Origin of the sequence: Janthinobacterium sp. P210006, assembly GCF_036231885.1 — a bacterium.
GTDB classification, from domain to species: domain Bacteria; phylum Pseudomonadota; class Gammaproteobacteria; order Burkholderiales; family Burkholderiaceae_D; genus Janthinobacterium; species Janthinobacterium violaceinigrum.
This window is the reverse complement of the sequence record NZ_JAZARD010000003.1, coordinates 1,065,513-1,090,339: the sequence shown is the minus strand read 5'-3', so window position 1 is coordinate 1,090,339 and position 24,827 is coordinate 1,065,513. Positions and strand designations below refer to the sequence as shown.

Here is a 24,827-nt window from a genome sequence, read left to right as displayed (position 1 = left end):
CCGCTTGCACGAAGCCGGTGATTTTAATCGGGAAATTCTGGTGCCGCCGCATCGCAGGCGCCTGATTCTCCACGCGGCCAGTTATGCGTGATGACCTCCTTATCGGCTGACCGGCACGAACACTTCCCATTTCTTTTGTGTCGTGGGCGTTACGGTCCTGGCACAACTCACGGCAACATTGGGTCCAGACAGGCCGTAGCTCTTCGGAACCCATGTGACACGCAAAGGCGCCGCGCATGTGCTGACCAGAATCTTCCGGTTCGGTTCCATGGCTTGCCACTTTGTGCCATTTTTTAGATTTTCCGCTGCAATGAACTTGACGGCAGCATCCCTTATCTCAAACAAGCCTTGTATGTCGCCGCGTGTCCGATCCTCGTCCAGCGTGGACGCGCGTGCCGGCGAGATGCCCGCAACAAGAGAGGCAATCAGGGTGGCGCACACGCGTTTATTCAATGGTGATGGTAGCAACATATTGACAAGCCTTGCCGGCTCTGTTCGATATTGGACAGGAATAGGGGAGCATCGCCAGGCATTGCGCGCTGGCGAGTTTTTTCAGCGCGATGCAGTCAGACTTTTTCACCCCGTCGATATGTGAATTGTTGACTGCTGATGCCTTGCGTGACAAAGTCCGCATCCGGCGGTATCGTTTCCCAGAAAAATTTCCACTTGAAGATGGGGATTTTATTGAATTTTCGCGAACGAAATATCCATCTGTTTTTCGTGAAATCGCTGTAGCGGTCGCCTTTGAACTGCTTGTGTACGGCAGTGAAAGGAAGCAGGTTTTCCGCGATATCGGGGAATGCCAGGCTAGGGTTGTCGTCCTTGAATTTCTCGAAGATGTCGAATTGATCCCGGCAGATGACTTGAATGGCCGTCTCGGGAAAACGATAGCGCGGAGACCATAAGACGTTCCAGCCTGATTCTATTTCATTGATGAAATTTACCAGGCGCGGCGACATGATATAGGCATCCGACTCGATGTGGATGATCTTGTCGACGCCTAATTCATTTGCCACATTGATGGAATGGAGAAAGCTCCGCCACCAGCCGGGGTAATCAGCCCCGCTTTGCCGTCCCAGATTGTTATCGAAGCGAATGATGAGGTTTTTGTCGCCATTGGAAGCCAGCGCATCTTTATTGGAAACCGTCTTGATGATTTCAGCAGGCGGAAGAAATGGCGAAGCATCGTCAATCATTATTTTTTTGACGGCATCGATTGGAATGTTTTCGTAGTAGTCGAGCCACCGTTGATACCGGCTTTCCCATGACGGCTCATCTTTTATGAAACTGGTGCAGAATATAATGGCTTTCATTGCTTAAGCACATTCCTTGTAGCTGAAAAAATCCGGGTTATTCATGGTTTACTGATTGAAATTTGCATATATTTTAACAGGTCGGAGGCGCTTGAATCAGCGTCCGGACATGCCGGCGATGGGGGCGGCAGCCACCCGGCGGCATCATGGTTTCTTGTGCGCGCTGCTGGTGCCGTCACGCCAGGCATCGACAGATCCCGCTGCCTCCGCCCGCTTCTGTCGTATCGTCCACAGGCCTGGATGATCGCTGGTTATACTCTGGCATACAAGAGGTTTTTTCCCGGGCCGGCAAGCCGCCCAGCCCGGATCAAGCACTGAACGCGCTATGCGCGGTTTCCTTACACCCGTGAACCCATGAAAAACACCACTGTCGAATACCGTCATAACTTTCCTCTGGATCCGCTCGATGTTGTCCGTGTCTTCGATCAATCCGGCATCAAGCGGCCGACCGCCAATCTTCCGAGAATCGCGCGCATGTTTGCCGCACCTTGCCTCTTGCTGTCGGCATGGGTGGATGGCCAGCTTGTGGGGCTGGCCCGCTCGCTGACCGACCATGCATATTGCTGTTATCTCTCGGACCTGGCCGTCGACAAGCAATATCAGGGCCTGGGTATCGGCAAAGAGCTGGTCAGGCGCACCCAGGCAGTCATCGGCGACGAAGTGTCCCTGATACTGCTTTCCGCTCCCGATGCCATGTCCTATTATCCGACGCTGGGTTTTGAGCCGGCGGGCAACGCCTACGTCGTGCGTCGCAAACATTGAGGGGGATGCGTCGATGCAAGAGGGCGCGAGAAGGCGGGCACATGCCGCTCGCCCCTGCATGCGATCTTACCCTTGAGCGCGGACGCGCTCGCGTCAAGCCCGCCATCCTCACCGCATCAGCCATGCTGACCAGGAATTCCTGCGCCTTATGAAACCCGTCTACACCCTCGCCGAAGCCCTGGCACAGGACCCCGGCCGCATTGCCAAGACCCAAGCCCTCACCCTCGACAGCGCCAGGCCCCACTTGGGCTTGAAAGGCCGCCACGGCCTGTTCGCCTCCGATGCCTGGTGGGAAAGCATCACAGCGGGACGCATCCAGACGCAAACGTTGACGGGCATCATAGAACGCATATATTTCGCGGGCCAGGACAGCCGCCGCGGCGATCAAGTCAACAGCGTCACCCTGCGCCTGGCCGATGGCTCGACCGTCGATGAGGGCATCTACGCGCACCGCAAGCAGGATATCAAGTTGTTCTTGCCTGGCGCCATGGTGACGATGGTATATGCGCTGGACGAACTGAAGGCGCAGCCGGCCGCCGACGGCAGTGTCGACGTGGCGCGCATCGTCCTGGAAGCGTACTGCGTTTTGCCGCCACACCAGCCATCTGCACAGAATTGATCCCGGACAAGTTCTCCACCGAAATTCGTTTGACCGCTTCCCGCGCCAGGTCTACAGTCGTTGGAGAGACTTCAACCGGCTCCATCGCCCAAGCCCATGGCCAAACCGTTTCCCTTGAACCCCAGGAATCCCGAGCGCATCTGCTGGGGCTGCGACAAGTATTGTCCGCCGGACGCCATGCGTTGCGGTAATGGTTCCGAGCGCACGCAGCATCCGATCGAGCTGTTTGGCGAGGGCTGGAATGACTGGGGGCTGGCGGCGGCCGACAAGCAAGAGGATGAAAGCCAGCCTTGACGGCGACTGCCGCCGGACGGTTCAGCGAGCCGCTACAATCACCCGCTGCAATCACCGTATCGCAGCAACACGGCCACCGTGGCGCTGTCGCATGGGGCCATGGTACGTTTCCTCGCACACACGGGGCACGTGCCCCGCATCCTGCCCATCCCCGCGGCCAATTAAGCGACGGCCATGTCAATGCCCGGCCACGGGCGCGCCGCCGCTGCGCCGTCCCGGGCGGAAGCCATGTTTGCGGGCCGACCAGGCAATGGCAAACGCCAGCACCAGCAAGCTCGCCATGGCCCAGGGGAAGGCGTCCGCGCTCCAGGCTTCCAGCAGGGCGCCGCCCACTACGCCTGCCGCCGCGATGGCCCCGTTCCACGCCACCACATTCATCGACAAGGCCACGTCGGCGCCGCTGCCGGCCGTATCGGCCAGCGCCGTCTGCAAGAGCGTTGCCGCGCCGCCAAAGCTCAGACCCCAGATGGCCATGCCCACGTAGATGACGGCAGGCAAGTGCGACGCGACACCCAGCACGAGGGCCGTCGCGGCAAACACGGCCAGGCTGGCCAGCACGGTGGCGCGCAGGTGGCGCTCGACCAGCTTGCCCGTGATCCAGATGCCGGCCATGGCGGCCGCGCCGAAGACAAGCAAGACCAGGTCGATTCTGCCCGTCAAGCCGGCAGGGGCGACAAACGGGGCGATGTAGGTGTAGAGAATATTGTGTGCCAGCATCCAGGCAATGACGACGGCCAGCACGGGGCGCACGCCCGGCGTCGTGAATACGCGGCGCAGGGGCAGGCGCTCATGGACGGACTGGCCCGGGTAGTCCGGCACCTTGGCCAGCACCCAGGCGATCAGGATCAATGTCAGGGCGGAAATGATCCAGAACGCGGCGCGCCAGCCCACCAGGGAGCCGAGCAGGGTACCCAGCGGCACGCCCAGGGACAGGGCGACGGGAGCGCCCACCATGGCCAGCGCCAGGGCGCGGCCTTGCTGGTGGGGCGCCACCATGCGCCGCGCATAGCCGGCCAGCAAGCTCCACGCCAGCCCGGCCGCCATGCCCGCAAAGAAGCGGGCCGCCAGGGTCAGCCAGTAATGGGACGACAGTGCCGTGACGGTATTGAACACGAGAAAGCCGATGATGGTCAGCAGCAGCACGTTGCGGCGGCGCCAGCCGCGCGTGGCGATGGTGAGCGGAATGGCGGCCAGCAGGGAGCCCAGCGCATAGGCCGTGACCATTTGCCCTGCCAGCGCGGCGCTGATGTCCAGGCCCGCGCTGATCTGCGGCAGCAAGCCGGCGGGCAAGGTTTCCGTGACGATGCAGATAAAACCCGTCATGGCCAGGGCCAGCAAGCCGGCGACGGGGAGGCGGTCGGCCAGCGCAGCGCTGGTTCCGGTAGTGATAGTGGCGTGATTCACGGCAAACATCCTTGTCAAATGATCGGGCGCAGGAGTGCCCCGACCGTCGTGGCGGTACATATGTATCGATCGGTATAAATATAGGCGAGCGCGCACCGCGTTGTCAATGACTTCTGTATCGAGTAGTATGTAAGTGGATGAAATGGAGGAATGGATGGCGCAAATGGGACGGCCGCGTACGTTCGACCGGCAGGCTGCGGTCGAGCAGGCCATGTTTTTATTCTGGCAGCAAGGGTATGAATCGACGTCCTTGAGCCAGCTCAAGGCGAGCCTGGGCGGCGGCATTTCCGCGCCCAGCTTTTATGCGGCGTTCGGTTCGAAGGAAGCGCTGTTCCGCGAGGCGGCGCAATGCTATCTGGACACGTATGCGCGCGTGACGGAATGCCTGTGGGATGATGGCCTGGCGCCGCGCGCAGCTATCGAGCTGGCCTTGCGGCAGTCGGCCGGCATGCAGTCCGATGCGGGCCATCCGCCCGGTTGCATGGTGGCGCTCGGCTGCATGAGCGCGCCGACGGCCGAGCATGCGTCCGTGGCCGCGCCCCTCACGGCTTCGCGCGCGCGCACGCGCGCCGGCTTCGTGCGCTGCGTGGAGCGGGGCATGGCCGGCGGCGAATTGCCCGCCGCGACCGATGCGGCGGCGCTGGCGGCCGTCTTCGACAGCTTTCTGTCGGGCGTGTCGATCCAGGCGCGCGATGGCGTGGGCTACGCCGTACTGGACGGCGCCATTACGCAGATTCTGCGCGTGTGGGATGCCAGCCGCGTGCCGGGCTAGGCGCTAGGCCGTAAAGCGAAACTCCAGCACGTCGTCGCCATACTTGTCCCTCTCTCCCGTCGAGGTCCAGCCCAGGTAGCGGTAAAAGCCGTACGAGCGCGAAGCGGGGTCGTCGGAACAGCCGAGGAACAGCCGCTGGTGGCCTTGCGCGCGCAATTCCGTCATGACCCGTTCCAGCATGGTCTTGCCGATGCCCCGGCCTTCGAATTCCGGCAGCAGGGCCAGGACGACGATTTCGCCCGTGTCGCGCGCGCCAAAGCAGTAGCCCACCAGCTGGCCGTCGTGATGGCAGACGTGGCCAGGCAGGTTGCCCGAGCGCATCATGTCGGCCCAGGATTCGGCCGTGATGCCCACTTCCGCCAGGCGTTCCGCGGACACGGCGTTTTGCCGCGTCTTGCCGCGCAAGTCGATGAAGGCGGCCGTATCGTCCGCATTGGCGGCATGGAAGGTGATGGAGGCTGGATGTGTCGTCATGTCTTTACTCGCTGGTGTCGTGTCTGTGGCGGATATGGGGCTGGATAAACCTCATTCCCAGGATTTGCGCATGGTTTGCGCATGGCGCTGCCAGTCAAAGACTTTGGTATTTTCGATTGCCTGCTGGCCGGGATTGCCGCTATCGATGATTTCATCCTTGACGATAATCAATTCGTTCTTGTCATTCAATCCGTATTCCCGGTAACGCTCGCAATCCTGTGCGCGCCGGGCGATGGCGATTAATGTATTGGCCCGCCACGCATAGCTGTCTTCATAAAAGCATTGCGCCGCGCAGCCGCAATTGGGGATGCCCCCTTCGATTCTTTGATCGGTGATGTCGATGTCCAGATTCGGAATTGCCGATAATGGTTGATTGAAACTGTATTTTTTCGCTGGCGCATCCCATAACCACACATCGGAACAGCGTATGCGTCCCTGGCTATCCGTATAGCCGGTTACCCACAGGTCGGCATGGCCGTCGAAATTCATGTCCAGCAGCAGGGCGTGCAAATTGCCCGTGCCGCTGCTGCTGCAACTGCCCTTGATCCACTGGCTGCTGATTTTCAGCCGGTACGTCTGTTTTTCATCGTGATTCGCATAGCGGATATCGGCCGCCTGCCGCACTTTGCCTGTCGCGGCTTTATCCAGGTGCAAGGTGCCGCAATAAGCCGAAGTGGAAATCAGGGATAAAAGCAGAGCAATCAGTTTCATGGACATATTCTTGGGCTGGCACGGGGGAACAATGCGCGGATTGCACCGGGCGGAGAATGATCATAACGCATGATTTGGGCTATGCGCCACACCATTTCCTATCGTGCATTCGCGCGTAACAGGGCTGTGTACAATGCGAAAAAATCCCCGAACAAGGAATCTTCATGACGGTTTCCAGCGCATCCTTTAATGAAGCGGGCATTCTCGCTTATAACGACGGCAATTACGCCGAGGCATACCAGCAATTCGACGCGGCCGCCCGCACGGGCGATCCCGCCGGCCAGCATTTATTGGCCAGCCTGTATTACCAGGGCCATGGCGTGGCGCAGGACTTGCCGAAAGCCGTGGAATTATTCACGGCTGCCGCGCAGGCGGGCTTTCCGCCGTCGCTGGCCAATCTGGCCCTGATGTATGCGAGCGGCGATGGCGTCGTGCAAGACATGGCGCAGTCGCTGGCCTACGGGCGCCAGGCGGCCGAGGCGGGCGACGGCCAGTCGCAATTCAACCTGGCCCAGGCTTACCGCAAGGGGATTGATGTACCGCAAGACTATGCCGAGGCGGCGTTCTGGTACAAACAGGCGGCCGAGGCCGGTTCCCTGTCGGCGCAGAACGAGTACGGCTTGCTGTACGCGCAAGGGCAGGGCGTGGAACTCGATTACGTGCAGGCGTACGCGTGGATCGCCATGCCGGCCGAGGCGGGCAGCGCGCAATCGGTCAAGAACCGCGACCAGTTGCTGGAAATCCTCACGCCGTCACAGCAGCAGGCAGCGCGCGCGCTGGCCGCCGAGTATGCGGCGCAGTACGGCGTCAATCCCCACTGAGCGAGGATTTCGCGGGCAGTTTGGTCAGCACGCCCGCCGCATCGAGTTCATAGCTGTCGAAATCGCGCGCGAGGAACAGTTCGCCCGAGTAATGCAGCCGCGCTTCCCCTTCCAGCTCGGCCATGCCGTCCGCATTGTGATAGCGGGCGCTGAAGTGGGTGAGGATCAGGTTCGGCAAGCGCACCGCTGCGGCAAACTGCGCCACGCGCTGCACGGAGCTGTGCGTGGGACCGGGTCCCACCTTTTGCAGCATGGCTTCCGTGTACGTGGCTTCGTGCACGAGCAGCTGCGCGTCCGCGCAAGCGTCGGCCAGCAAGGCGGGCGTGTCGTTGTCACCGCCGATCACCACCGTGGCGCGCTGCGTTTCCGTCTGGCGGAACGCGGCGGCGCTCAAGACGCTGCCATCGTCGAGCAGCGCATCCTGGCCCGCCTGCAAGGTGCCCCAGGCGGGACCGGGCGGCACGCCCGCTGCCTGCAGGGCTGCCTTGTCCAGCTTCCACCGGCTTGTTTCCAGCGTAAAACGATACGCGACGCTCGGTGCGCGGTGCGACAGCGCGTGACGCGAGACGCTCAAGCCCGCTTCCTCGTGCACCACCGGCGCGCTATCCACGTCGATGTGGATCAGCGGATACGTCAAAAACAGTTCCGTGTGCAGCAGGGTGGCGTCGATCCACGCCTTGATGGCGGCCGGGGCGATCAGCAGCAGGGGCTTCTTGCGCCCCGTCATGGAGGCGCTGGCCAGCAGGCCCGGCAGCCCATAGCTGTGGTCGCCATGCACGTGGGTGATGCAGATGCCCACCAGGTCGTGCACGGACAGGGGCAGGCGCTGCAGCCGGTGCTGCGTGGCTTCGCCGCAATCGATCATCCACCAGTCGCGGTTGTGCGTCGTTTGCAGGGCCAGCGACGTGACGTTGCGGTAGCGCGTGGGCACGCCGGAAGACGTGCCGAGAAAAGTCAGTTTGAACATGCGCGCATTATGCGGCAAGCCACGGTTGTTGCCAACGCGCCAGTCTTCAACCGGCCAGCGGTACGCTTAATTTATCTTTGTAGATGCGGCCGTTCTTCATGATCAGCAGCAGGTTTTCTTCCGGCCGGGCGAGGAAATCGAGGTTTTTCACGGGGTCGCCATCGGCCACCAGCAAGTCGGCCAGTGCGCCCGGCGTCAGCTTGCCCAAGGTGCCCGGGTAGGGCGCGCGCTGGCCGGACAGGGCCAGCAGTTCGCCATTTTGTCCCGTCGCCTGCGCCAGCAGAATCAAAGGGTCGTAAAAGCGCGTGAGCTTGGCCAGCTGGCGGCCTTGCGTGGGCGTGTTTTTCGCGTTGAACAGGATGTCCGTGCCCCAGCCCGTCCTGATGCCGTACTTTTGCGCCAGCGCATACGCTTTCACCGTGCCTTCGGAGACGATTCTCTGGCTGGCCTTGCGCGCCGCATCAGGATATACATTCGCATCCGCGTCTTGCAGGAACGGCTGCAGGCTCCACCACGTGCCCGTGTCGCGCATCATGCGCGCGGATTCGTCATCCGCCAGCTGGCCATGCTCGATGCTGCGCACGCCCGCGCGGATGGCCCGCTGTATGCCTTTCGGCGTGTACACATGGGTCATCACATACGTGCCCCAGTCGGCGGCCGCTTCCACGCCGGCGCGCAGTTCGCGTTCCGAGTACTGTGTGCTGTCGAGCGGGTCGTACATGGATGCCACACCGCCGCCCGCCATCATCTTGATTTGCGTCGCGCCCAGCATCAGCTGCTCGCGCACGCGGCGCAGCACTTCCGCCTCGCCATCGGCGATCATGGCCATGCCCGCCGTTTCCGCCATGCCCAGCGGCGCATTTGCCGCACGGGGAATGTCCGAACGCAAACGGAAGTCGCCATGGCCCGAGGTTTGCGAAATCATGGCGCCGGACGGGAAGATGCGGGGGCCGTCGACGATGCCTTCATCGATGGCGCGCTGCAAGGCAAACGCGGGGCCGCCCGGATCGCGCACGGACGTAAAGCCCCGCAGCAGGGTGCGCTGCGCTTCCTGTGCCGCCACCAGGTACAGATAGCCGATGTCGGAGGTCATGGCCGTCACCTGGTTGATGGCGGCCAGCATGGTGTGCCAGTGGGCGTCGATCAGGCCCGGCATCACCAGCTTGCCCTGGCAATCGATCACTTGCGCGCCGTCCACCTTTTCGCCGGCCGGCAGCAGGGCGGTGATCGTCGGACCCGTCACCAGCACATGGATGCCGGCGCGGGGCGCCTTGCCCGTGCCGTCGAACAGGCGCAGATTGGTCAGCAGCAGCGGCCGTTGCTGCCCTTGCGGCTGCTGGGCGATGGCGCTGCTGGTGGACAAGCCGATGAAGGGCGCCAGCATGGCGGCCGCGCCGCCCAGGAATTGCCGGCGCCGCATGTCCGCCATCACGCGCTGGTGCAGGATGGTGAAGACGGTGCCGCCGCAGTCGCAGGCGCGCGGCTTCAAGCCGCCCGTCTGCCAGGTGTCCGCCAGATGCTGTTCCTGTGTCAGGGCCATCGCGCCATCCTTTCATCGCTGCCGCGCCGTGCGCTGACACGGGGGCAATGTTAATAAGTGGAAACAATGGCCATTGAAAGCCTGCCGCGGCGCCAAGTCAAGCGTGCACTTGCTTTACGGCAAAGAATGTAGCATCGGCCGTTCAGGGTGCATGCTGGCCGTTGTTTTCCCCGTCTCCCGCCGTGTATTCGACAAAGCCGTCGCGGCGGCAAAAGCTGGCCAGCTGCATGCCGGCCTGGCGCGCGATGCGGATGGCCAGCGAGGTGGGCGCCGAGATCGTGGCGACGAGCCCGATATGCATGCGCGCCGACTTGCGCACCAGTTCATAGCTGGCGCGGCTGGACAGGAAGACGAAGCCGTCATGCATGGCGATGCGGTGCAGGGCCAGGTAGCCGATCAGCTTGTCGAGGCCGTTATGCCGGCCCACATCCTCGAACACTTTGACGATGGCGCCCTCGGCCGTGCACCAGGCGGCCGCATGCACGCCGCCCGTCTTGTGCATCAGCTCCTGGTAGGGCAGCAGCTCGCGCGCGGCGCGGCCGATGATGGCGCTGCTGGCGACCAGCGGCGGCAGGGGCCGCGTGATCTTTTCCGGCACCAGGTCCAGCAGGGCCAGGCTTTCGATGCCGCACACGCCGCAGCCCGTGCGGCCGGCCAGGGTGCGGCGGCGGCCCTTGAGGCGCAGCAAATCGGGCTGGGCGATGGTCAGCCGTACTTCCGCGCCATCCTCGCCGCAGCACACGTCGAGGTCGTAGATGTCGCGCACGCTGCCGACGATGCCTTCGGTCAAGGTAAAACCGACGGCGAATTCCTCGAGGTCGCGCGGCGTGGCCATCATCACCGCGTGGGCGATGCCGTTGTAGACGAGGGCCACGGGATACTCCTCGGCCACCATGTCGCGGCCGGCCGTGGCTTCGCTTCCCTGGTGGCGCACGATGGGAACGTCCAGGTAGCCGTCGCGTTCGATGGTGGTGATGTCGCATTCCATGATTTTTTCCTCCGGTTAATCGATCTGATAGCGCGGGCAGGGCTGGATCGAGGGCGGCAGCGGCTCGCCATGCAATTCCAGCAGCGAGCGTTCCGTTTCCCGCGTCATGGCATTGAGGGCCAGGCAGTTGGGCGCCAGGCCGAACGGTTCGGCGATCTGCTGCGCGATGGCTTCCAGCGCAAACAGGGTGTAGGCAACAAAGACGGAAATGAGGGGCGTGGCCACGCCGATGGCATCTACCAGGCCCAGCGGCAGAAGGAAGCAGTACATGTACACGGTGCGGTGCACGAGCACGCCGTACGGATACGGGATCGGCGTGTTCTTGATGCGCTCGCAGCCGGCCACGGTGGCGGCCAGGTCGTTGAGCTGCGTGTCGAGCATCCACAGCAGCTGCGTCTGGCCGCCCTGGCGCAGCGCGGCGTCGTGCAGCATGGCGCGCACCGTGTGCAGCACGGCGACGGGCTTGAAGGTCATGCCCTGCAGTTGCTGTACTTCGGCGGCGGGCAGGTAGCGCGCCAGGTCTTGCTGCGGGTCCGTCTGGCGCAGCTGGTGCTTGAGCGCGTAGACAAAGGCGATCAGGCGGCGCAGCAGCAACTGCTGGTCCAGTCCGCTTGTTTCCTGGGGCAGGTAGGTGATCGCCTGCGAGGCCAGCGCCCGCGCGGCGATCAGCAATTGCCCCCAGATATGCCGCGCCTCGGCAAAGCGCGCATAGCTGGCATTGTTGCGAAAGCCGAGAAAGATCGCCAGGCTGATGCCGACCATGGGAAACGGCGCCGTATCGAGCGGAATCTTGACGCCGAAGATACGGCCGTCCGTCAGCAAGGCCAGGGAACTGACGACCAGCATCAGCAGCAATTGCGGGATGATGGCTTGCAGCACCGAGCCGTGCCAGACGAACAGCATGCGGAACCAGTTGGTGGTAGGCCGAATGATCATATGTGATGTCGCTCAATGCTTGCGGGGCACGACTTTGCCCTCGAAGACGTAGTATTGGAACAGGTTGTAGCCGATCATGATCGGCAGCATGGAGCCCATGCCGATCAGCATGAAGATCAGGGTGGGCTCATCGGATGAGGCCGCCGCGATGCTCAGCTTGCCCGGTACCAGGTCGGGGAAGAAGCTGATGGCCAGGCCCGCGAACGAGGCCAGGAACAGCACGATGGCGCCGCGGAACGGCCCGCGCACGCCGTTCACGTGCACGGTCCACAGGATGTAGATAAACGCGCAGGCTGCGATGGCGGCCAGCGACAGCAGCACGCCGAACACGCCCGGCTGCGCCCAGCGGTCATGGCCGATGGCGCTGAAGACCATGGTGCCGGCCGACAGCACGATGGCGGCCGCGACCGTTGCCAGCACGCTGGCCGTGGCGTAGCGGCGCGCGGCCGCTTCCAGCACGCCGCCCGTCTTCTTGATCAGATACGTGCTGCCCAGCAGGCAATAGCCGGCCACCACGCCCAGCGCCGTGCAGGCCGTGAAGATGCCGCTCAGCCAGCCCGGCTGCAAGCCCGTGATGACCTTGCCCAGCACCACGCCCTGCGCCACGGCGGCCAGCAGGCTGCCCGCGCCGAAGACCAGGTCCCACAGGCGCTTGTTGCCGGCCGCATGGCGAAATTCGATCGACGCGCCGCGCATGATCAGGCTGGCGATCAGCAGCATGATGGGAATGTACAGCTGTTCCAGCAAGGTGGCGTAGGCGCTGGGAAAGGCGCCGAACAGGGCGCCGCCCACCACCACCAGCCAGGTTTCGTTGGCGTCCCACACGTGTTCGATGGATTGGAAGATCAGGTTGCGTTCCTGCTCGCGGCGCGTGAACAGGCTGAGGATGCCCACGCCCAGGTCGAAGCCGTCCGTGACCACGTAAAACACCAGCATCAGGCCGATCAGGCCGAACCAGGCATTGCCCAGCATGGCATGCGAATTCATATCCATTTTATATTCCTCATACTTCTCATATTCCTTGATTGATGGGGCCGCATCTCAGCGCCGGGCTTGCAGCAGGGCGCCCACGGCGTGGGTGGCCTGCGGCGGCAGCAGCGCCACGTCCGGACCTCGTTGCAGCCATTTCTTGGCGAACACAAAGAAGGTGGCAAACAGCACGATGTAAAACACGAAGAACATCAGCATGCTGCCGGCCACGGCGTGGGCCGCCACGTCGGACACGGCGTCGCGCGTGCGCAGCAAGCCGTACACGACCCAGGGCTGGCGTCCCACTTCGCGCACGATCCAGCCGCACTCGACGGCGATGTAGGGCAGCGGAATCGTCAGCACCCAGGCCAGCAGCAGCTTGCGGTTGCGCACGAATTCCTGTACCCGTCCGCCCACCTTGCGCCAGGCCACGAACGTCCAGAACGCCAGCAGCACGAACCACATGCCGATGCCGGCCATGGCGCGGAACGCGTAGTACAGCAGCGGCAGCGCAGGCGGCTGGTCTGCGCGGGCGATGTCGGCCAGGCCCGTGATCTTGCCCGTGGCGCTATGCGTGGCGATTACGCTGAGCATGCCGGGCACTTCGAGCGACCAGTCGTTTTTCTGCTCCGCCTGGTTGGGCCAGGCCAGCAGGGACCAGGCTGCCCCTTCGCCATCGCGGTTCGTGTGCCAGTGGCCTTCGATGGCGGCGCCCTTGGCGGGCTGGGTCTTGAAGACGTCGACGCCGCTCGAGTCGCCCAGCCACACCTGCAGCGGCGCGATGACGAGCAGCAGCATCAGGGCCAGCTTGAACGAGCGGGCGAAGAAGGCCGGTTCGCGGCGCTTGAACATATACCAGGCGGAAATGCCGGCGATGACGAACAAGCCCGTTTCCACTGCGGCCACCCACATGTGGCCCACGGCCCAGGCCATGTCGGGATTGAAGATGGCGGCCACGTAATCGGTGACGATGATCTTGCCGTCCACCACGCGTACGCCGGCTGGCGTCTGCATCCAGGAATTGGCGACCATGATCCAGAACGAGGAAATGCTGGAACCCAGCGCCACCATGCCGGTGGCAAACAGGTGCACGCCCTTGGGGACGCGGCCCCAGCCGAACATCATGACGCCGATGAAGCCCGCTTCCAGCATGAAGGCCATGGCGCCCTCGAAGCCGAGGATGTTGCCGATGAACTGGCCCGAGTGGTGCGAGAACGGCGCCCAGTTGGTGCCGAACTGGAATTCCAGGGGAATGCCGCTGACGACGCCGACGGCAAAATTGAGCACCAGCAGCTTGCTCCAGAAGCGCGCGTGGCGGTAGTACACGGGGTCGCTGGTGCGCAGCCACAGCGCTTCGACGACGAACAGGAACAGCGACAGGCTGATCGTCAAGATGGGCCACAGGATGTGGAAGATGGCCGTCATCGCAAATTGCGCGCGCGACAGGTCCAGGGTATCGAAACCGAACATGGCGTTCTCCTGCTCAGGCGATGGCGGCCGACGGCGCCAGCAGCACGGGGATGGACTTGAAGGTCGGCGTGCGCGAACCGTAACCCACACTGTCGAGCGGCACCAGCGGATTGGTTTCCGGGTAGTAGGCGCCGATGCAGCCGCGCGGGATGTCGTACTCGACCAGCAGGAAACGGTCGGCGCGGCGCTCGATGCCGTCATGCCACACGCCGATCAGGTCGACCCAGTCGCCAGCCGCAAAGCCCAGCATGGCCAGGTCGTCCTTGTTGATGAAGACGACGCGGCGCTGGCCGAACACGCCACGGTAGCGGTCGTCCATGGCGTAGATTGTCGTGTTGTACTGGTCGTGCGAACGCGTGGTCATCAGCACCATCAGGCGTTCGCCATATTGCTGGCGCGCACGGTGGATGGGCGTGTCCAGTTCCACGGCGTTGACGAGGAATTGCGCCTTGCCGCTGGCCGTCTTCCACACGCGCTCGCGCGAGGCGATTTCCAGGTGGAAGCCGCCCGGCTTGGCCACGCGCAAGTTGTAGTCGAAAAAGTCGTCAAACACTTGTTCGATGGAATCGCGCAGCAGCGCATAGTTGCCCGAGTAGCGCAGCCAGTCGATCTTCTCGCTGCCCAGGGTCGCTTGCGCCATGCCGGCCACGATGGCGATTTCCGAACGCAGATTGGGCGAGGCGGGCTGGTTCATGCCGAACGAGATGTGCACCATGCTCATCGAGTCTTCCACCGTGACGCCTTGCGCCACGCCCGCCTGCACGTCGATTTCCGTGCGTCCCAGGGTGGGCAGGATCAGCGCATCCTTGCCGTGCACGAGGTGACTGCGGTTGAGCTTGGTGGCGATGTGCACGGTCAGGTCGCACGAGCGCAGCGCATCCCAGGTGCGCGGCGTGTCCGGCGTGGCCATCGAGAAATTGCCGCCCAGGGCGACGAACACTTTCACCTTTTTCTCCAGCATGGCCTCGATGGTGCCGACGGCGTCGTAGCCGTGGTGGCGCGGCGGTTCGAAGTTGAACACGAGGCCCAGGCGGTCGAGGAATTCCTTGGTCGGCTGTTCCTCGATGCCCATGGTGCGGTCGCCCTGTACGTTCGAGTGGCCGCGCACGGGGCACAGGCCCGCGCCCCGCTTGCCGATATTGCCGCGCATCATCATCAAGTTCGACAGGATCTGCACGGTGGCCAGCGAATTCTTGTGCTGCGTCACGCCCATGCCCCAGGTGGCGATGACGGCCTTGCCCTTCACATAGATCTGCGTCAGCTCCTCGATCTTGTCGCGCGCCACGCCCGATTCGACCAGCAGCAAGTCCCAGCTTTCCGCGCGCAGGTCGGCCGCGAAGGCGTCGAAGCCGCTCGTGTGTTCGGCGATGAAATCGAAGTCGAGCACGCGCTCCTGGCCGTGGGCGACGGCCTCGTCATCGAGCTCGACGACGCGCTTGGCCATGGCCTTGATCAGCGCAAAGTCGCCGCCCAGGGTGGGGCAGATGAACAGCGAACAGATGTTGGTGCTGCCGCCCGTCAGCATTTCCAGCGGATGCTGAGGGCTGGTGAAGCGCTCCAGACCCCGCTCGTGCAGGGGATTGATGGAGACGATGACGGCGCCGCGGCGCGACGCTTCGCGCAATTCACCCAGCATGCGCGGGTGGTTGGTGGCCGGGTTCTGGCCGAACAGCAGCAGGGTGTCCGCATGCTCGAAGTCGTCCAGCAGCACCGTGCCCTTGCCGATGCCCACCGTTTCCGGCAAGCCCCGGCTCGTCGCTTCGTGGCACAGGTTGGAACAGTCGGGGAAGTTATTCGTGCCGTAGGCGCGCACGAACAGTTGATACAAAAAGGCCGCTTCGTTGCTGGCGCGGCCAGACGTGTAGAAGGCGGCCTGGTTCGGGTCGTCCAGCGCGTGCAGGTGGTGCGCCACGAGGGCGTAGGCATCGTCCCAGGAAATGGCCTGGTATTTGTCGCTGGCCGCGTCGTACACCATGGGGTCCGTCAAACGGCCATGCTGTTCCAGGTCATAGTCCGACTGTTCCATCAGTTCGGTGACCGTGTGCTCCTGGAAAAACTCGGGGCGCACGCGCTTGCTCGTCGATTCGGCGGCCACGGCCTTGACGCCGTTTTCGCAGAATTCGAACGTCGATGCGTGTTCGCGGTCGGGCCAGGCGCAGCCGGGACAGTCGAAACCGTCGGGCTGGTTTTGCTCGAACAGCGAACGGTAATTGCCCGCGCTGACTTTTTCCTTGAACAGGTTGATGGCCACGTACTTGAGGGCTCCCCAACCGGCCGCTGCATGGGTGTAGGGCGCGATGCGCGCGTCGGACTTTGGCTTGCTCATGATGACTCTCCTGGTGATATGCGATGGGACAATCACATGGTAGGGGCGGCGCACTGCCCCGTAGGCGCACAGTTCCGGACAAAAAAACAGAGTACAGATGGGCATGCGGCGATTTGCATCGCGCCCGCCATGCCGCTGATTTATGATGCGGTTCAGGACGTGCATCGGGCATTGCCAGCATGGAGCGAGGAAGAACATGGAACAGGAAGACGGCATCGACGCGGCGCTGGTGGCTTTGCTGGCGCTGCTGTGGGAAGCGCGGCAGGCGGCGCCCGCAAAACCGTGGTCGCTGGCCAAGCTGGCCAAGCGGGCAGGAGTACAGATGAGCACCTTGTTGCGCCAGCTCAATGCGCTGTCCAGCGCGGGACTGGTGGCGGTGACGACGGCGGAGAGCGGCGGCGGCAGCGCGCTACTCAGCGCGGCGGGCGCGGAGCTGTGCGCCACGGTATTTGCCGCGCCGCCAGCGCCGTAGGCGCACGGTCCGGCGCGTCTGTACTCTATCGCCTGGCGCCGGACTGTACCTCTTGGCCTGCCCCCATTCGTCCTATGCTGGACCCTGACGAATGCCTATCGAGGGGAAGCATAATGAACACCATCCTGTATCCGCCGCCGGCGCTCCGGCAGCCAGGCCATATCGAACCGTGCGTGGACATGCTGGGGCGCCCCTTGACGGACTTGCGCATTTCCGTGATCGACCAGTGCAACTTCCGCTGCACCTACTGCATGCCGGCCGAGCTGTACCCCAGAGATTACCCGTTTCTGCCGTCCAGCGAGCGCCTGTCCTTCGCGCAGATCGAAACGATGGCGCGCGCCTTCGTGCGCCTGGGCGTCGACAAGATCCGCATCACGGGCGGCGAGCCGCTGCTGCGCAAGAACCTCGAGCAGTTGATCGAGGCGCTGGCGAGGCTCACCACGCCGGACGGGCGCGCCGTGAGCATCGCGCTGACGACCAACGGCAGCTTGCTGGCGGCCAAGGCGCGCTCGCTCAAGAATGCGGGCCTGGACCGGGTTACCGTCAGCCTCGACAGCCTCGATAACGGCATTTTCCAGCGCATGAATGGCGTCGATTTTCCCGTCGACAAAGTGCTGCATGGGATTGAGGTGGCGCAAGCCGTGGGCTTGAACCCCGTGAAGGTCAACATGGTCGTGCAGAAAGGCGTCAACGATAGCCAGATCGTGCCGCTGGCGCGCCATTTCCGCCACACGGGCGTGGTGCTGCGCCTGATCGAGTTCATGGACGTGGGCGGCATCGGTGCCTGGTCGCGCACGCATGTCGTCACTTCGGAGGCGGCGCGCGCGCTGATCGCCGCCGAATTTCCCCTCGTTTCGCTGGGCGAAGGCAAGCCCCTCTTGCACGAAACGGCCAGCCGCTATCGTTACCTTGATGGCGGCGGCGAAGTGGGTTTCATTTCCAGCGTGTCGCAGCCGTTCTGCGGCGACTGCAGCCGGGTGCGCGTGTCGTCGGATGGCAAGCTGTTTACCTGTTTGTTCGCCCAGGACGGCCTCGACCTGCGGCCCCAGCTTGACTCCGCGCAAGGGCTGGAAAGCCTGCTGCGCTGGCACTGGCAGCGGCGCGGCGACCGCTATTCGGAAGTGCGCGGCGCACTGGCCCAGGCCAGCGGCCGCAAGCAGTATTCCACCGTGCGCATGTCGCTGGTAGGCGGCTGAATGGTCTACAGGAATTCGGTGATGAGTTTGCCCAGCAGGATGATCGCCTGTTCCACGTCCACGCTCCACGGATAGCTGTAATTGAGGCGGATGCAATGCTTGTAGGCCTGGCTGACGGAAAACATGCGCCCCGGGCCCACCGTGATCTTGCATTCGAGTGCGCGCCGGTACAGCTGCATGGAGTCTATATTGCCGGGTAATTCCACCCACAGCACGTAGCCGCCCTGCGGGTGCGAGATTTTCGTGCCGGCAGGAAAGAAGCGCAGCACGGCGGCCGCCATGATGCGCGCCTGCTGGGCATAGGCCTTGCGGGTGCGGCGCAGATGCTGTTCGTAGCCATCGTTCTGCAGGTATTCGGCGATGGCCAGCTGGGGAAACGAGGACGTGGCCAGGGTGTTGAGGAATTTGAGTTCTTCCACCTTGCCCCGGTAGCGTCCGGCCAGGGCCCAGCCCACGCGCTGCGCGGAACTGAGGCTCTTGGAAAACGAGGAACAGTGCAGCACCAGGCCCTTGCGGTCGTGGGACTTGAGCGAGGACGGGTGGGCGTCGCCGTAATACAGTTCGTTGTAGACGCCGTTTTCGATGGCGGGCACGTCGTGCTGCTCCAGCAGCTGGACCAGGGCCCGCTTGCGCTGGTCCGACATCTGGAAGCCCAGCGGATTCTGGAAGTTCGGCATCACCATGACGGCGGCGATCGGCTGCCGGGCCATGATGTCGGCCAGCGCCTCGATGCTGATGCCTTCATACGGGTCGGTGGACACTTCCACCACCTTCATGCCCAGCCGTTCGACGGCCATCAGCATGGCATAGAAGGTGGGCGACTCGACTGCGATGGTGTCGCCCGGCTTGGCCACCGCTTGCAGGCACAGGTTGATGGCTTCCGTGGCGCCCACGGTGACGATGATTTCGTCGGGATCGACGGCCAGGCCGTTTTCCAGGTAGCGGCGGGCGATTTCGCGTATCAGCTGCGGGTTGCCCGGCGGCAGGTCGTCCGTCACGTTCCACGCGCGGTTGCGGCGCGCCACCGTGCCCGCATACTGGTTGATGCGTTCCCAGGGAAACAGCGACGGGTCGGGGTAGGGCGAGCCCAGCGGGATGGCGTCGTGCAAGCCGATCGAGCGCAGGGTCGACAGCACCAGGCGGCTCACGTGCACTTCCGCCGGCACGGGACTGGGGTGCGACGCCTGCATGCAGATGGACGGCGTGGCCGTGTCGCCGGCGCGGGGGCGCACGAAGTAGCCGGACTGGGGCCGGCTTTCGATCACGCCCATGCTTTCCAGCTTGACGTAGGCGCGCAGCACCGTGGTGATGCTCAGCTTGTGCTGCTGGCTGGTCTGGCGCACGGAGGGGATGCGTTCGCCGGGCAGGAGCACGCCCTTGGCGACCAGTTGCTCGATGTCGCCAACGAGCTTTTCATACAGTTTCATGCAATGGTATCCATTTTTATTCTTGCTCTACGTCATTGCATTATCGTTCAATTCATGACTACCTATAGTTACAGTTGTCGCATGTTGCTTAAATGAAACTGGCATCCAGCACTTCCTGGTTTACCATCCACATAGAAAATCAAAAGAGGAATATCTGTCATGGCAATTCCACAAAGCATGCTGTCCGTCGTCGCGCGCGATGAAGTGCATTTGCAGTTCAATGTAAAGGCCGGCGTCGATATGCGGCAGTTGTTCAAGTTGCTCAGTAAACTGTGGGAATCCCAGGTCACGGGCATCCTGGACCCCACCCTGAACCGCCACCATCAGTTGACGGGCGGCACGGCCAACGTGGTGCTGGGTTTCCGGCCCGAGCTGTGGCGCGCCGCGTGCCCCGGCTGCGTGCCGGACAATATGGCATCGTTCGACCACGACCTCGTGGGCGCCAACGGCAAGACGGCGCCGGCCAGCCAGCACGATTTCTGGGTCTGGATCACGCAGTCGAACGCGGCCACCCTGTACGACAGCATGCGCACGGCGCTCACCTTGCTGGGGCCGTTCGCCGAGCTGGCCAGCGAGCAGGTGTGTTTTCCCTACCATAACAACGTGACCTTCGACGGCTTTGCCGACGGCGTCGCGAATCCGAATCCGTTCCGCGCCCACGGCGTGGCCATCATTCCCGACGGCGAGAAGGGCGCGGGCGGCTCCACCGTGCTGCTGCAGAAATGGCGCATGGAGGTGGAGCGCCTGCGCGCCTTGCCCGTGCATGCGGCGGAGCAGGTGTGGGGCCGCACCAAGGCGGGCAGCCACGAATTGTCGCCGCTGCCCGTCGATTCCCACGTGGGCCGCAATCAGTTCATCCGCGATGGCGAGGAAGTCGATATCGTGCGCCGCAATGCCAATTACGCCAATGCCGGCGAGGCGGGCGTCATGTTTGTCGGTTTTTGCAAGGACATCACGGTGACTATGGGCATGCTGCGGCAAATGTACGGCGTAGGCTATGATGGCATCACCAAAACGGACAGGCTGCTGGATTTTTCGACGGCGCTGTCGTCGGCGATCTATTTCGTGCCCAGCATCGATGCCTTGCTGGCAGTCGGTATTTCGCCGGCGGATCCCGGCTGAGTGCCATCCCGGTGCTTCCGCTTCCCGGTCCTCATTTTTACTTTACAAGGAGTTTTTCATGCGTATTCGTCCCGCCACACTGTTGTCCGCCCTGATACTGGGCAGCGTCGTCTTCAGCGCTTCCGCTTCCGCCGTGGGCCTGGGTTTCCTGGCTGATACGCCGATGGCTTACCTGAACAAGAACGACAAGCCCGTCTTCGTGAAGGCCGTTGGCGACGTGCTCAATGACAAGAAAGATGGCGAAACCGTGCAATGGAGCAATGAGGGCTTGCGCAATTCCGTGCGCATCGCCGCCGAGATCACGGCCAGCGACACGCAAAAGACGGACGCGCAAACCTGCCGCAAGGTGCAGGTGGCCCTGAGCGCCAAGGGCCAGGAACAGACCCTCAAGCTGACGGTCTGCAAGGCGGGCGCCGGCGACTGGAAAGTGAAAAAGCAATAAGAACCGGCCGCCCTGCCTTGCCGGGAGGGCGGCGGCGCGGCGGCTGGCCGCAGCTGGTGCGCGGCTGCCTAGTCGTGGTTGATGGCGGCCACTTGCCGCAAGCTTGCTTCGTCGGTGAGCAAGGTGACCACCGCATTGGTCTTGGCATGCACGCGCACGCCCTTGAGCCAGTCCGGCAGGGCAAGGACGGCGCCCGCGGCGATGGGCAGGATGACCTGGATCACGGGCTCGCTGCCCTTGGGCGGCGTCGCCTCGAAGTCCAGGTCCTGGATGCCATCCTGCGGTGGCCTGATGTAGACGCGGGGCGCGAGGGTAGCCGCCTTCCAGCCGCCGGAGCTGACTTCGCCGATCGCGCTCACATGCAAATGTGGCGGATGGCTCTTGTCGATGGCGAGGTGCACGGCATTGACTTTGTAGATGGGAACGCTCATGGTATCTCCAGGAAGGGTAGGGCGCGCCGCCAGGCCCGCGGCGTGTAGGGCCAGTCCCGATGCCTCGGCATCGTTAAGCTAGCTCAGCAAGTGTAGGTCGTATTTTCACCATCACCATCTCCAATTGTCACGATGGCCATGCGCTTGCCGCCAGGCGCGCAAGCCATGCTTCTCTACTTTCTCGTGGGAAAGCCTCGCGCAACGGTTAGAATCACGTTTTACCTTCTTTTTTCCCATCTGCATGCAGCAAAGTCGCCTCCTGTTCTTCCGCCTGGCCGGCCAGTTTCGCCGCTATGGCGCCATCGTTGCCGCTACCTTGCTGGCCGTGGGCGTGGCGTCCGCCACCGATGTGTTGTTAATCCGCCAGTTGCAAAACGTCGTAGACGCCATGCGCGCGACGGCCAGCACGCAGGTCGCGCCCGCATCGGGCATGATGGGCATGCTGCAGGGCTGGGTTGACCGTTTCTTGCCAGCACAGGCGGGGCAGGTGGATCTGTGGGTGATTCCCGCCACCATCCTGGGCCTGGCCGTGCTGCGCATGGTGTCGAGCTTTGCCGGCGATTACGGTTCCGTCTGGCTATCGAGCCGGGTGCAGGCGGACCTGCGCGAAAAGATGTTTGCCACCATCATGCGCCTGCCCAGCCGCTTTTTCGATACCACCACCACCAGCCTGACGCAGTCGCGCGTGGCCTTCGACGCCAGCCAGGTGTCGCAGGCGGGCTTGAACGTGCTTAATGTGATGGTGCGCGATTCCGTCGCCACCATCGGCTACCTGATCCTGCTGTTCAGCATTGACGTGAAACTGGCCCTGTTCTGCATGGCTTCCATGCCCATCGTGGCCATCGTCGTGACCCTGGCGGGCCGGCGCATGCGTCACCTGAGCAAGAGTTCCCAGCAAGCCGTGGGCGAGCTGACGTCCGTGCTCGACGAAAGCATCGGCGGTCAGCGCGTGGTGAAAATCTTCGGCGGCCAGGATTATGAACAGGCGCGTTTCGTCGACGTGGTCAAGCGCAACCGCCAGCTGGCCGTCAAGCACGCGGCCACCTCGGCCATGAATTCCGGCTTCATCATGATGCTCGTCGGTATCACGCTGTCGTCCGTGATCTATTTCGCCATGCTGCGCGCGCAAAGCGGCGCCATCACGCCGGGCGCGTTTGTCGCCTTCATGGGCGCGCTGATGGCCATGCAGTCGCCGATCAAGAACCTGACCAAGATCAATGAGCCCCTGCAGCGGGGCCTGGCGGCGGCCGAGTCCGTCTTCGGCCTGATCGATACGCCGCTGGAACCGGACCCGGGCACCCTGGCGCCCGCCACCGTGCAAGGCAATTTGTCCCTGCAGAACGTCAATTTCCGCTACAACAGCGACGACCCCGATGCGCCCACGGCCCTGAGCGACATCTCGCTCGACATCCGCGCCGGCGAAACGGTGGCCCTGGTGGGCGGCTCGGGTGGCGGCAAGACCACCTTGCTGGGTTTGCTGCCCCGCTTCTATGACGTCAGCGGCGGCCAGATACTGCTCGACGGCGTCGACGTGCGCGACTATGCCTTGCTGGCCCTGCGGCGCCAGTTCGCCCTCGTCAGCCAGGATGTGATTTTGTTCAACGATACGATGGCGGCAAATATCGCGTATGGCGATCCGGCGCCGGACCAGGCCCGCATCGAAGCGTCGGCGCGCGCCGCCTACGCCCACGATTTCATCATGCAACTGCCGCAAGGCTACGCCACCCAAGCGGGACAGAACGGTTCGCGCCTGTCGGGCGGGCAACGCCAGCGCCTGGCCATTGCCCGCGCCCTGTACAAGGATGCGCCGATTCTCTTGCTCGACGAAGCCACCAGCGCGCTGGACACGGAGTCGGAACGTTCGGTGCAGGCGGCGCTGGAAGTGCTGATGCGCAACCGCACCACCATCGTCATCGCTCACCGTTTGTCCACCATCGAAAGCGCGGACCGCATCGTCGTCATGCAGGGCGGCCGCCTGGTGGAATCGGGCAGCCATGCGGCCTTGCTGCAGCAGGGCGGCGCGTATGCGCGCCTGCATGCGAGCCAGCTGTCGCCCGTCAAGGATGGCGTGGGCTGACGTGTGGCGCGCCTGCCGCGCCAGCGCATGTCCCCAGGCCGGGACCGGACCAGCAGGTCCGGTCCCGGTTTTTTATTTTGGGCGAGGCAATCGTGCCCGCGGCGAATGGCGCTTGCCTTTATGATGGCAGCCGCAATGCAATATGAGCAATGGAGCAACATGAAGAATCAACAGACGATGCGCTGGCTGCTGGCCGCCGCGCTGGGTATGGCCTTGCCGCTGGCGGCCCAGGAACAGCCGGCGGAGAAAACACCAACGCGACAGGAGGAAGACCGCAGCATGTATCTGGATGAAAATTTCGTACCCAGCGACCAGGGCCGCGCCGCGTATGCGCTGCGCACGCCGCCCGTGCGCGACGAGGCGCTGGGTGCCTGGCATGTGCGGCTCGAATTTCCCGACACGCCCGGCGTGCTGGCCTTTGAAACCTATGCCACGGACCTGGACCTGAGCCAGGTCAAGTTCGTGAAGTTTCGCAAGTACTACCACGAGAATGGCCAGCTGCTGCGCGAAACCTGTTTGGATGCCCGGGGCGAGGAGCTGCTCGGTGGCAGCGTGTACTTCGAGAATGGCCAGGTCCAGCAGAAGGTGACGCCGCTGCCGAACGGGCGCGACAGCATCTCGGAAACGTATCACGAGAATGGCCAGCTGATGAGCCGAACGCTGTATCACGGCGACGCGATGGCCGATGGCGAGCATGTGTCGTATGGCGCGAATGGGGCCGTGAGCAGCCGCTCGTATCAGCGCCATGGCAAGATGGATGGCGTGCAGGAATCGTTTTATGCGGATGGCAAGCTGCACCGGCGGGGACGCTTCGTCGATGGCCAGCGCGAGGGCGAGTTTATCCGGTATGCCCAGGATGGCAAGGTGCTGGCCAGCACCGTCTGGGAACACGACCAGCCCGATGGCTGGTCGTTTGAAAGCCATGACAATGGTGTCGTGTCGAACAGGACGCTGTACCGGAAAGGCGCCGTGCTCAGCTTGCAAACGTGGGGGCCGAATGGTCGGCCCAATTTTGCATGGCAAAAAGACGCGCAGGGGCGTGACCACGGCGACACGACGGATTGGCATGCCAACGGCGTGCGCGCCAGCGTGACCCCGTTTGTCGAAGGCCAGCGCCACGGCTTGCTGCAGGCCTGGTACGACGACGGCAGCCTGCGGCAGATCGTGCCGTACGACCACGGCAAGAAGCACGGCATCGAACGCCACTGGGACCGGGCCGGCAAGCTGGTGCTGGAACAGGCGTGGCAGGCTGGCGAACCCGTCCCTGCCGGTCATTAGGCAGTAGGAGCGCGCC

The 24,827-nt window shown here is 63.4% G+C and carries 25 protein-coding genes; 11 read left to right on the top strand and 14 right to left on the bottom strand.

The features are described 5' to 3' along the window. Window positions 1-99: 99 nt before the first annotated feature. Window positions 100-471, bottom strand: a complete 372-nt coding sequence (locus VPH41_RS18885) for a hypothetical protein (RefSeq protein ID WP_328571112.1) — start codon at window positions 469-471, stop codon at window positions 100-102. A gap of 95 nt (window positions 472-566) precedes the next feature. Beyond that, entirely contained in the window at window positions 567-1,313 is a 747-nt protein-coding gene (locus tag VPH41_RS18880; protein WP_328571111.1) for a hypothetical protein, read from the bottom strand. Between the two features lie 354 nt (window positions 1,314-1,667). Between VPH41_RS18880 and VPH41_RS18875 the strand changes: the two genes are divergently transcribed. The 3 genes from VPH41_RS18875 (at window position 1,668) to VPH41_RS18865 (ending at window position 2,988) form a co-directional block, all read left to right on the top strand. Further along, entirely contained in the window at window positions 1,668-2,075 is a 408-nt protein-coding gene (locus VPH41_RS18875; protein WP_328571110.1) for a GNAT family N-acetyltransferase, read from the top strand. A gap of 148 nt (window positions 2,076-2,223) precedes the next feature. Next, window positions 2,224-2,694 carry a hypothetical protein gene (locus VPH41_RS18870; protein WP_328571109.1) on the top strand — a complete coding sequence of 157 codons (471 nt, stop codon included), beginning with the start codon at window positions 2,224-2,226 and terminating at the stop codon, window positions 2,692-2,694. Window positions 2,695-2,790: 96 nt separating this feature from the next. Continuing rightward, window positions 2,791-2,988 carry a DUF3079 domain-containing protein gene (locus VPH41_RS18865; RefSeq protein ID WP_152281756.1) on the top strand — a complete coding sequence of 66 codons (198 nt, stop codon included), beginning with the start codon at window positions 2,791-2,793 and terminating at the stop codon, window positions 2,986-2,988. Between the two features lie 177 nt (window positions 2,989-3,165). Here the strand turns inward: VPH41_RS18865 and VPH41_RS18860 are convergent, their stop codons facing one another. After that, window positions 3,166-4,401 carry an MFS transporter gene (locus VPH41_RS18860; RefSeq protein ID WP_442906289.1) on the bottom strand — a complete coding sequence of 412 codons (1,236 nt, stop codon included), beginning with the start codon at window positions 4,399-4,401 and terminating at the stop codon, window positions 3,166-3,168. A 154-nt stretch (window positions 4,402-4,555) separates the two neighbouring features. Here VPH41_RS18860 and VPH41_RS18855 point away from each other — a divergent pair, with 154 nt between their 5' ends. Beyond that, on the top strand, window positions 4,556-5,164 hold the full coding sequence (locus VPH41_RS18855; protein ID WP_328571108.1) for a TetR/AcrR family transcriptional regulator: 609 nt from the start codon (window positions 4,556-4,558) through the stop codon (window positions 5,162-5,164). A gap of 3 nt (window positions 5,165-5,167) precedes the next feature. Here the strand turns inward: VPH41_RS18855 and VPH41_RS18850 are convergent, their stop codons facing one another. Together VPH41_RS18850 and VPH41_RS18845 are read right to left on the bottom strand one after the other, a co-directional pair. Next, window positions 5,168-5,638, bottom strand: coding sequence for a GNAT family N-acetyltransferase (locus VPH41_RS18850; protein ID WP_328571107.1), 471 nt, complete (start codon window positions 5,636-5,638; stop codon window positions 5,168-5,170). A gap of 51 nt (window positions 5,639-5,689) precedes the next feature. Then, on the bottom strand, window positions 5,690-6,349 hold the full coding sequence (locus VPH41_RS18845; protein ID WP_328571106.1) for an XAC2610-related protein: 660 nt from the start codon (window positions 6,347-6,349) through the stop codon (window positions 5,690-5,692). A 164-nt stretch (window positions 6,350-6,513) separates the two neighbouring features. On the opposite strand from VPH41_RS18845, the gene VPH41_RS18840 reads away from it, so the two are divergent. Continuing rightward, window positions 6,514-7,170, top strand: coding sequence for a tetratricopeptide repeat protein (locus VPH41_RS18840; protein ID WP_328571105.1), 657 nt, complete (start codon window positions 6,514-6,516; stop codon window positions 7,168-7,170). On the opposite strand, the gene VPH41_RS18835 is transcribed toward VPH41_RS18840, so the two are convergent. From VPH41_RS18835 to VPH41_RS18805, 7 genes are all read right to left on the bottom strand, one after another. Then, window positions 7,157-8,137 carry a ribonuclease Z gene (locus tag VPH41_RS18835; RefSeq protein ID WP_328571104.1) on the bottom strand — a complete coding sequence of 327 codons (981 nt, stop codon included), beginning with the start codon at window positions 8,135-8,137 and terminating at the stop codon, window positions 7,157-7,159. The two genes, VPH41_RS18840 and VPH41_RS18835, sit on opposite strands and share 14 nt — an antisense overlap. 46 nt (window positions 8,138-8,183) lie before the next feature. After that, a complete protein-coding gene (locus VPH41_RS18830) occupies window positions 8,184-9,677 on the bottom strand; it encodes a metal-dependent hydrolase family protein (RefSeq protein WP_328571103.1) in 1,494 nt (497 codons plus the stop codon). Window positions 9,678-9,819: 142 nt separating this feature from the next. Continuing rightward, complete coding sequence (gene fdhD, locus VPH41_RS18825; RefSeq protein WP_328571102.1) at window positions 9,820-10,665, bottom strand: formate dehydrogenase accessory sulfurtransferase FdhD; 846 nt, start codon at window positions 10,663-10,665, stop codon at window positions 9,820-9,822. Between the two features lie 15 nt (window positions 10,666-10,680). Continuing rightward, a complete protein-coding gene (locus tag VPH41_RS18820) occupies window positions 10,681-11,601 on the bottom strand; it encodes a bestrophin family protein (RefSeq protein WP_328571101.1) in 921 nt (306 codons plus the stop codon). 12 nt (window positions 11,602-11,613) lie between these two features. Beyond that, window positions 11,614-12,594: a cytochrome d ubiquinol oxidase subunit II gene (locus VPH41_RS18815; RefSeq protein WP_328571100.1), complete on the bottom strand. Its 981-nt coding sequence runs from the start codon at window positions 12,592-12,594 to the stop codon at window positions 11,614-11,616. A 48-nt stretch (window positions 12,595-12,642) separates the two neighbouring features. Continuing rightward, on the bottom strand, window positions 12,643-14,040 hold the full coding sequence (locus tag VPH41_RS18810; protein WP_328571099.1) for a cytochrome ubiquinol oxidase subunit I: 1,398 nt from the start codon (window positions 14,038-14,040) through the stop codon (window positions 12,643-12,645). Between the two features lie 13 nt (window positions 14,041-14,053). After that, window positions 14,054-16,366, bottom strand: coding sequence for an FdhF/YdeP family oxidoreductase (locus VPH41_RS18805; protein WP_328571098.1), 2,313 nt, complete (start codon window positions 16,364-16,366; stop codon window positions 14,054-14,056). Window positions 16,367-16,562: 196 nt separating this feature from the next. Between VPH41_RS18805 and VPH41_RS18800 the strand changes: the two genes are divergently transcribed. Next, window positions 16,563-16,838 (top strand): helix-turn-helix domain-containing protein, encoded by a 276-nt coding sequence (locus tag VPH41_RS18800; RefSeq protein ID WP_328571097.1) that lies wholly within the window; start codon window positions 16,563-16,565, stop codon window positions 16,836-16,838. A gap of 113 nt (window positions 16,839-16,951) precedes the next feature. After that, the gene (moaA, locus tag VPH41_RS18795) at window positions 16,952-18,034 is read left to right on the top strand and encodes a GTP 3',8-cyclase MoaA (protein ID WP_328571096.1); all 1,083 of its coding nucleotides are present in this window, start codon (window positions 16,952-16,954) and stop codon (window positions 18,032-18,034) included. A gap of 5 nt (window positions 18,035-18,039) precedes the next feature. Here the strand turns inward: moaA and VPH41_RS18790 are convergent, their stop codons facing one another. Beyond that, a complete protein-coding gene (locus VPH41_RS18790) occupies window positions 18,040-19,461 on the bottom strand; it encodes an aminotransferase-like domain-containing protein (RefSeq protein ID WP_328571095.1) in 1,422 nt (473 codons plus the stop codon). Window positions 19,462-19,620: 159 nt separating this feature from the next. Here VPH41_RS18790 and VPH41_RS18785 point away from each other — a divergent pair, with 159 nt between their 5' ends. Beyond that, window positions 19,621-20,583 carry a Dyp-type peroxidase gene (locus tag VPH41_RS18785; RefSeq protein ID WP_328571094.1) on the top strand — a complete coding sequence of 321 codons (963 nt, stop codon included), beginning with the start codon at window positions 19,621-19,623 and terminating at the stop codon, window positions 20,581-20,583. A 58-nt stretch (window positions 20,584-20,641) separates the two neighbouring features. After that, window positions 20,642-21,025: a hypothetical protein gene (locus tag VPH41_RS18780; protein ID WP_152256331.1), complete on the top strand. Its 384-nt coding sequence runs from the start codon at window positions 20,642-20,644 to the stop codon at window positions 21,023-21,025. A gap of 68 nt (window positions 21,026-21,093) precedes the next feature. Here the strand turns inward: VPH41_RS18780 and VPH41_RS18775 are convergent, their stop codons facing one another. Further along, window positions 21,094-21,456, bottom strand: a complete 363-nt coding sequence (locus tag VPH41_RS18775; RefSeq protein WP_328571093.1) for a hypothetical protein — start codon at window positions 21,454-21,456, stop codon at window positions 21,094-21,096. A gap of 241 nt (window positions 21,457-21,697) precedes the next feature. Between VPH41_RS18775 and msbA the strand changes: the two genes are divergently transcribed. Together msbA and VPH41_RS18765 are read left to right on the top strand one after the other, a co-directional pair. Then, window positions 21,698-23,533, top strand: coding sequence for a lipid A export permease/ATP-binding protein MsbA (gene msbA, locus VPH41_RS18770; RefSeq protein ID WP_328571092.1), 1,836 nt, complete (start codon window positions 21,698-21,700; stop codon window positions 23,531-23,533). Between the two features lie 159 nt (window positions 23,534-23,692). After that, window positions 23,693-24,811: a toxin-antitoxin system YwqK family antitoxin gene (locus VPH41_RS18765; protein ID WP_328571091.1), complete on the top strand. Its 1,119-nt coding sequence runs from the start codon at window positions 23,693-23,695 to the stop codon at window positions 24,809-24,811. Window positions 24,812-24,827: the final 16 nt, after the last annotated feature.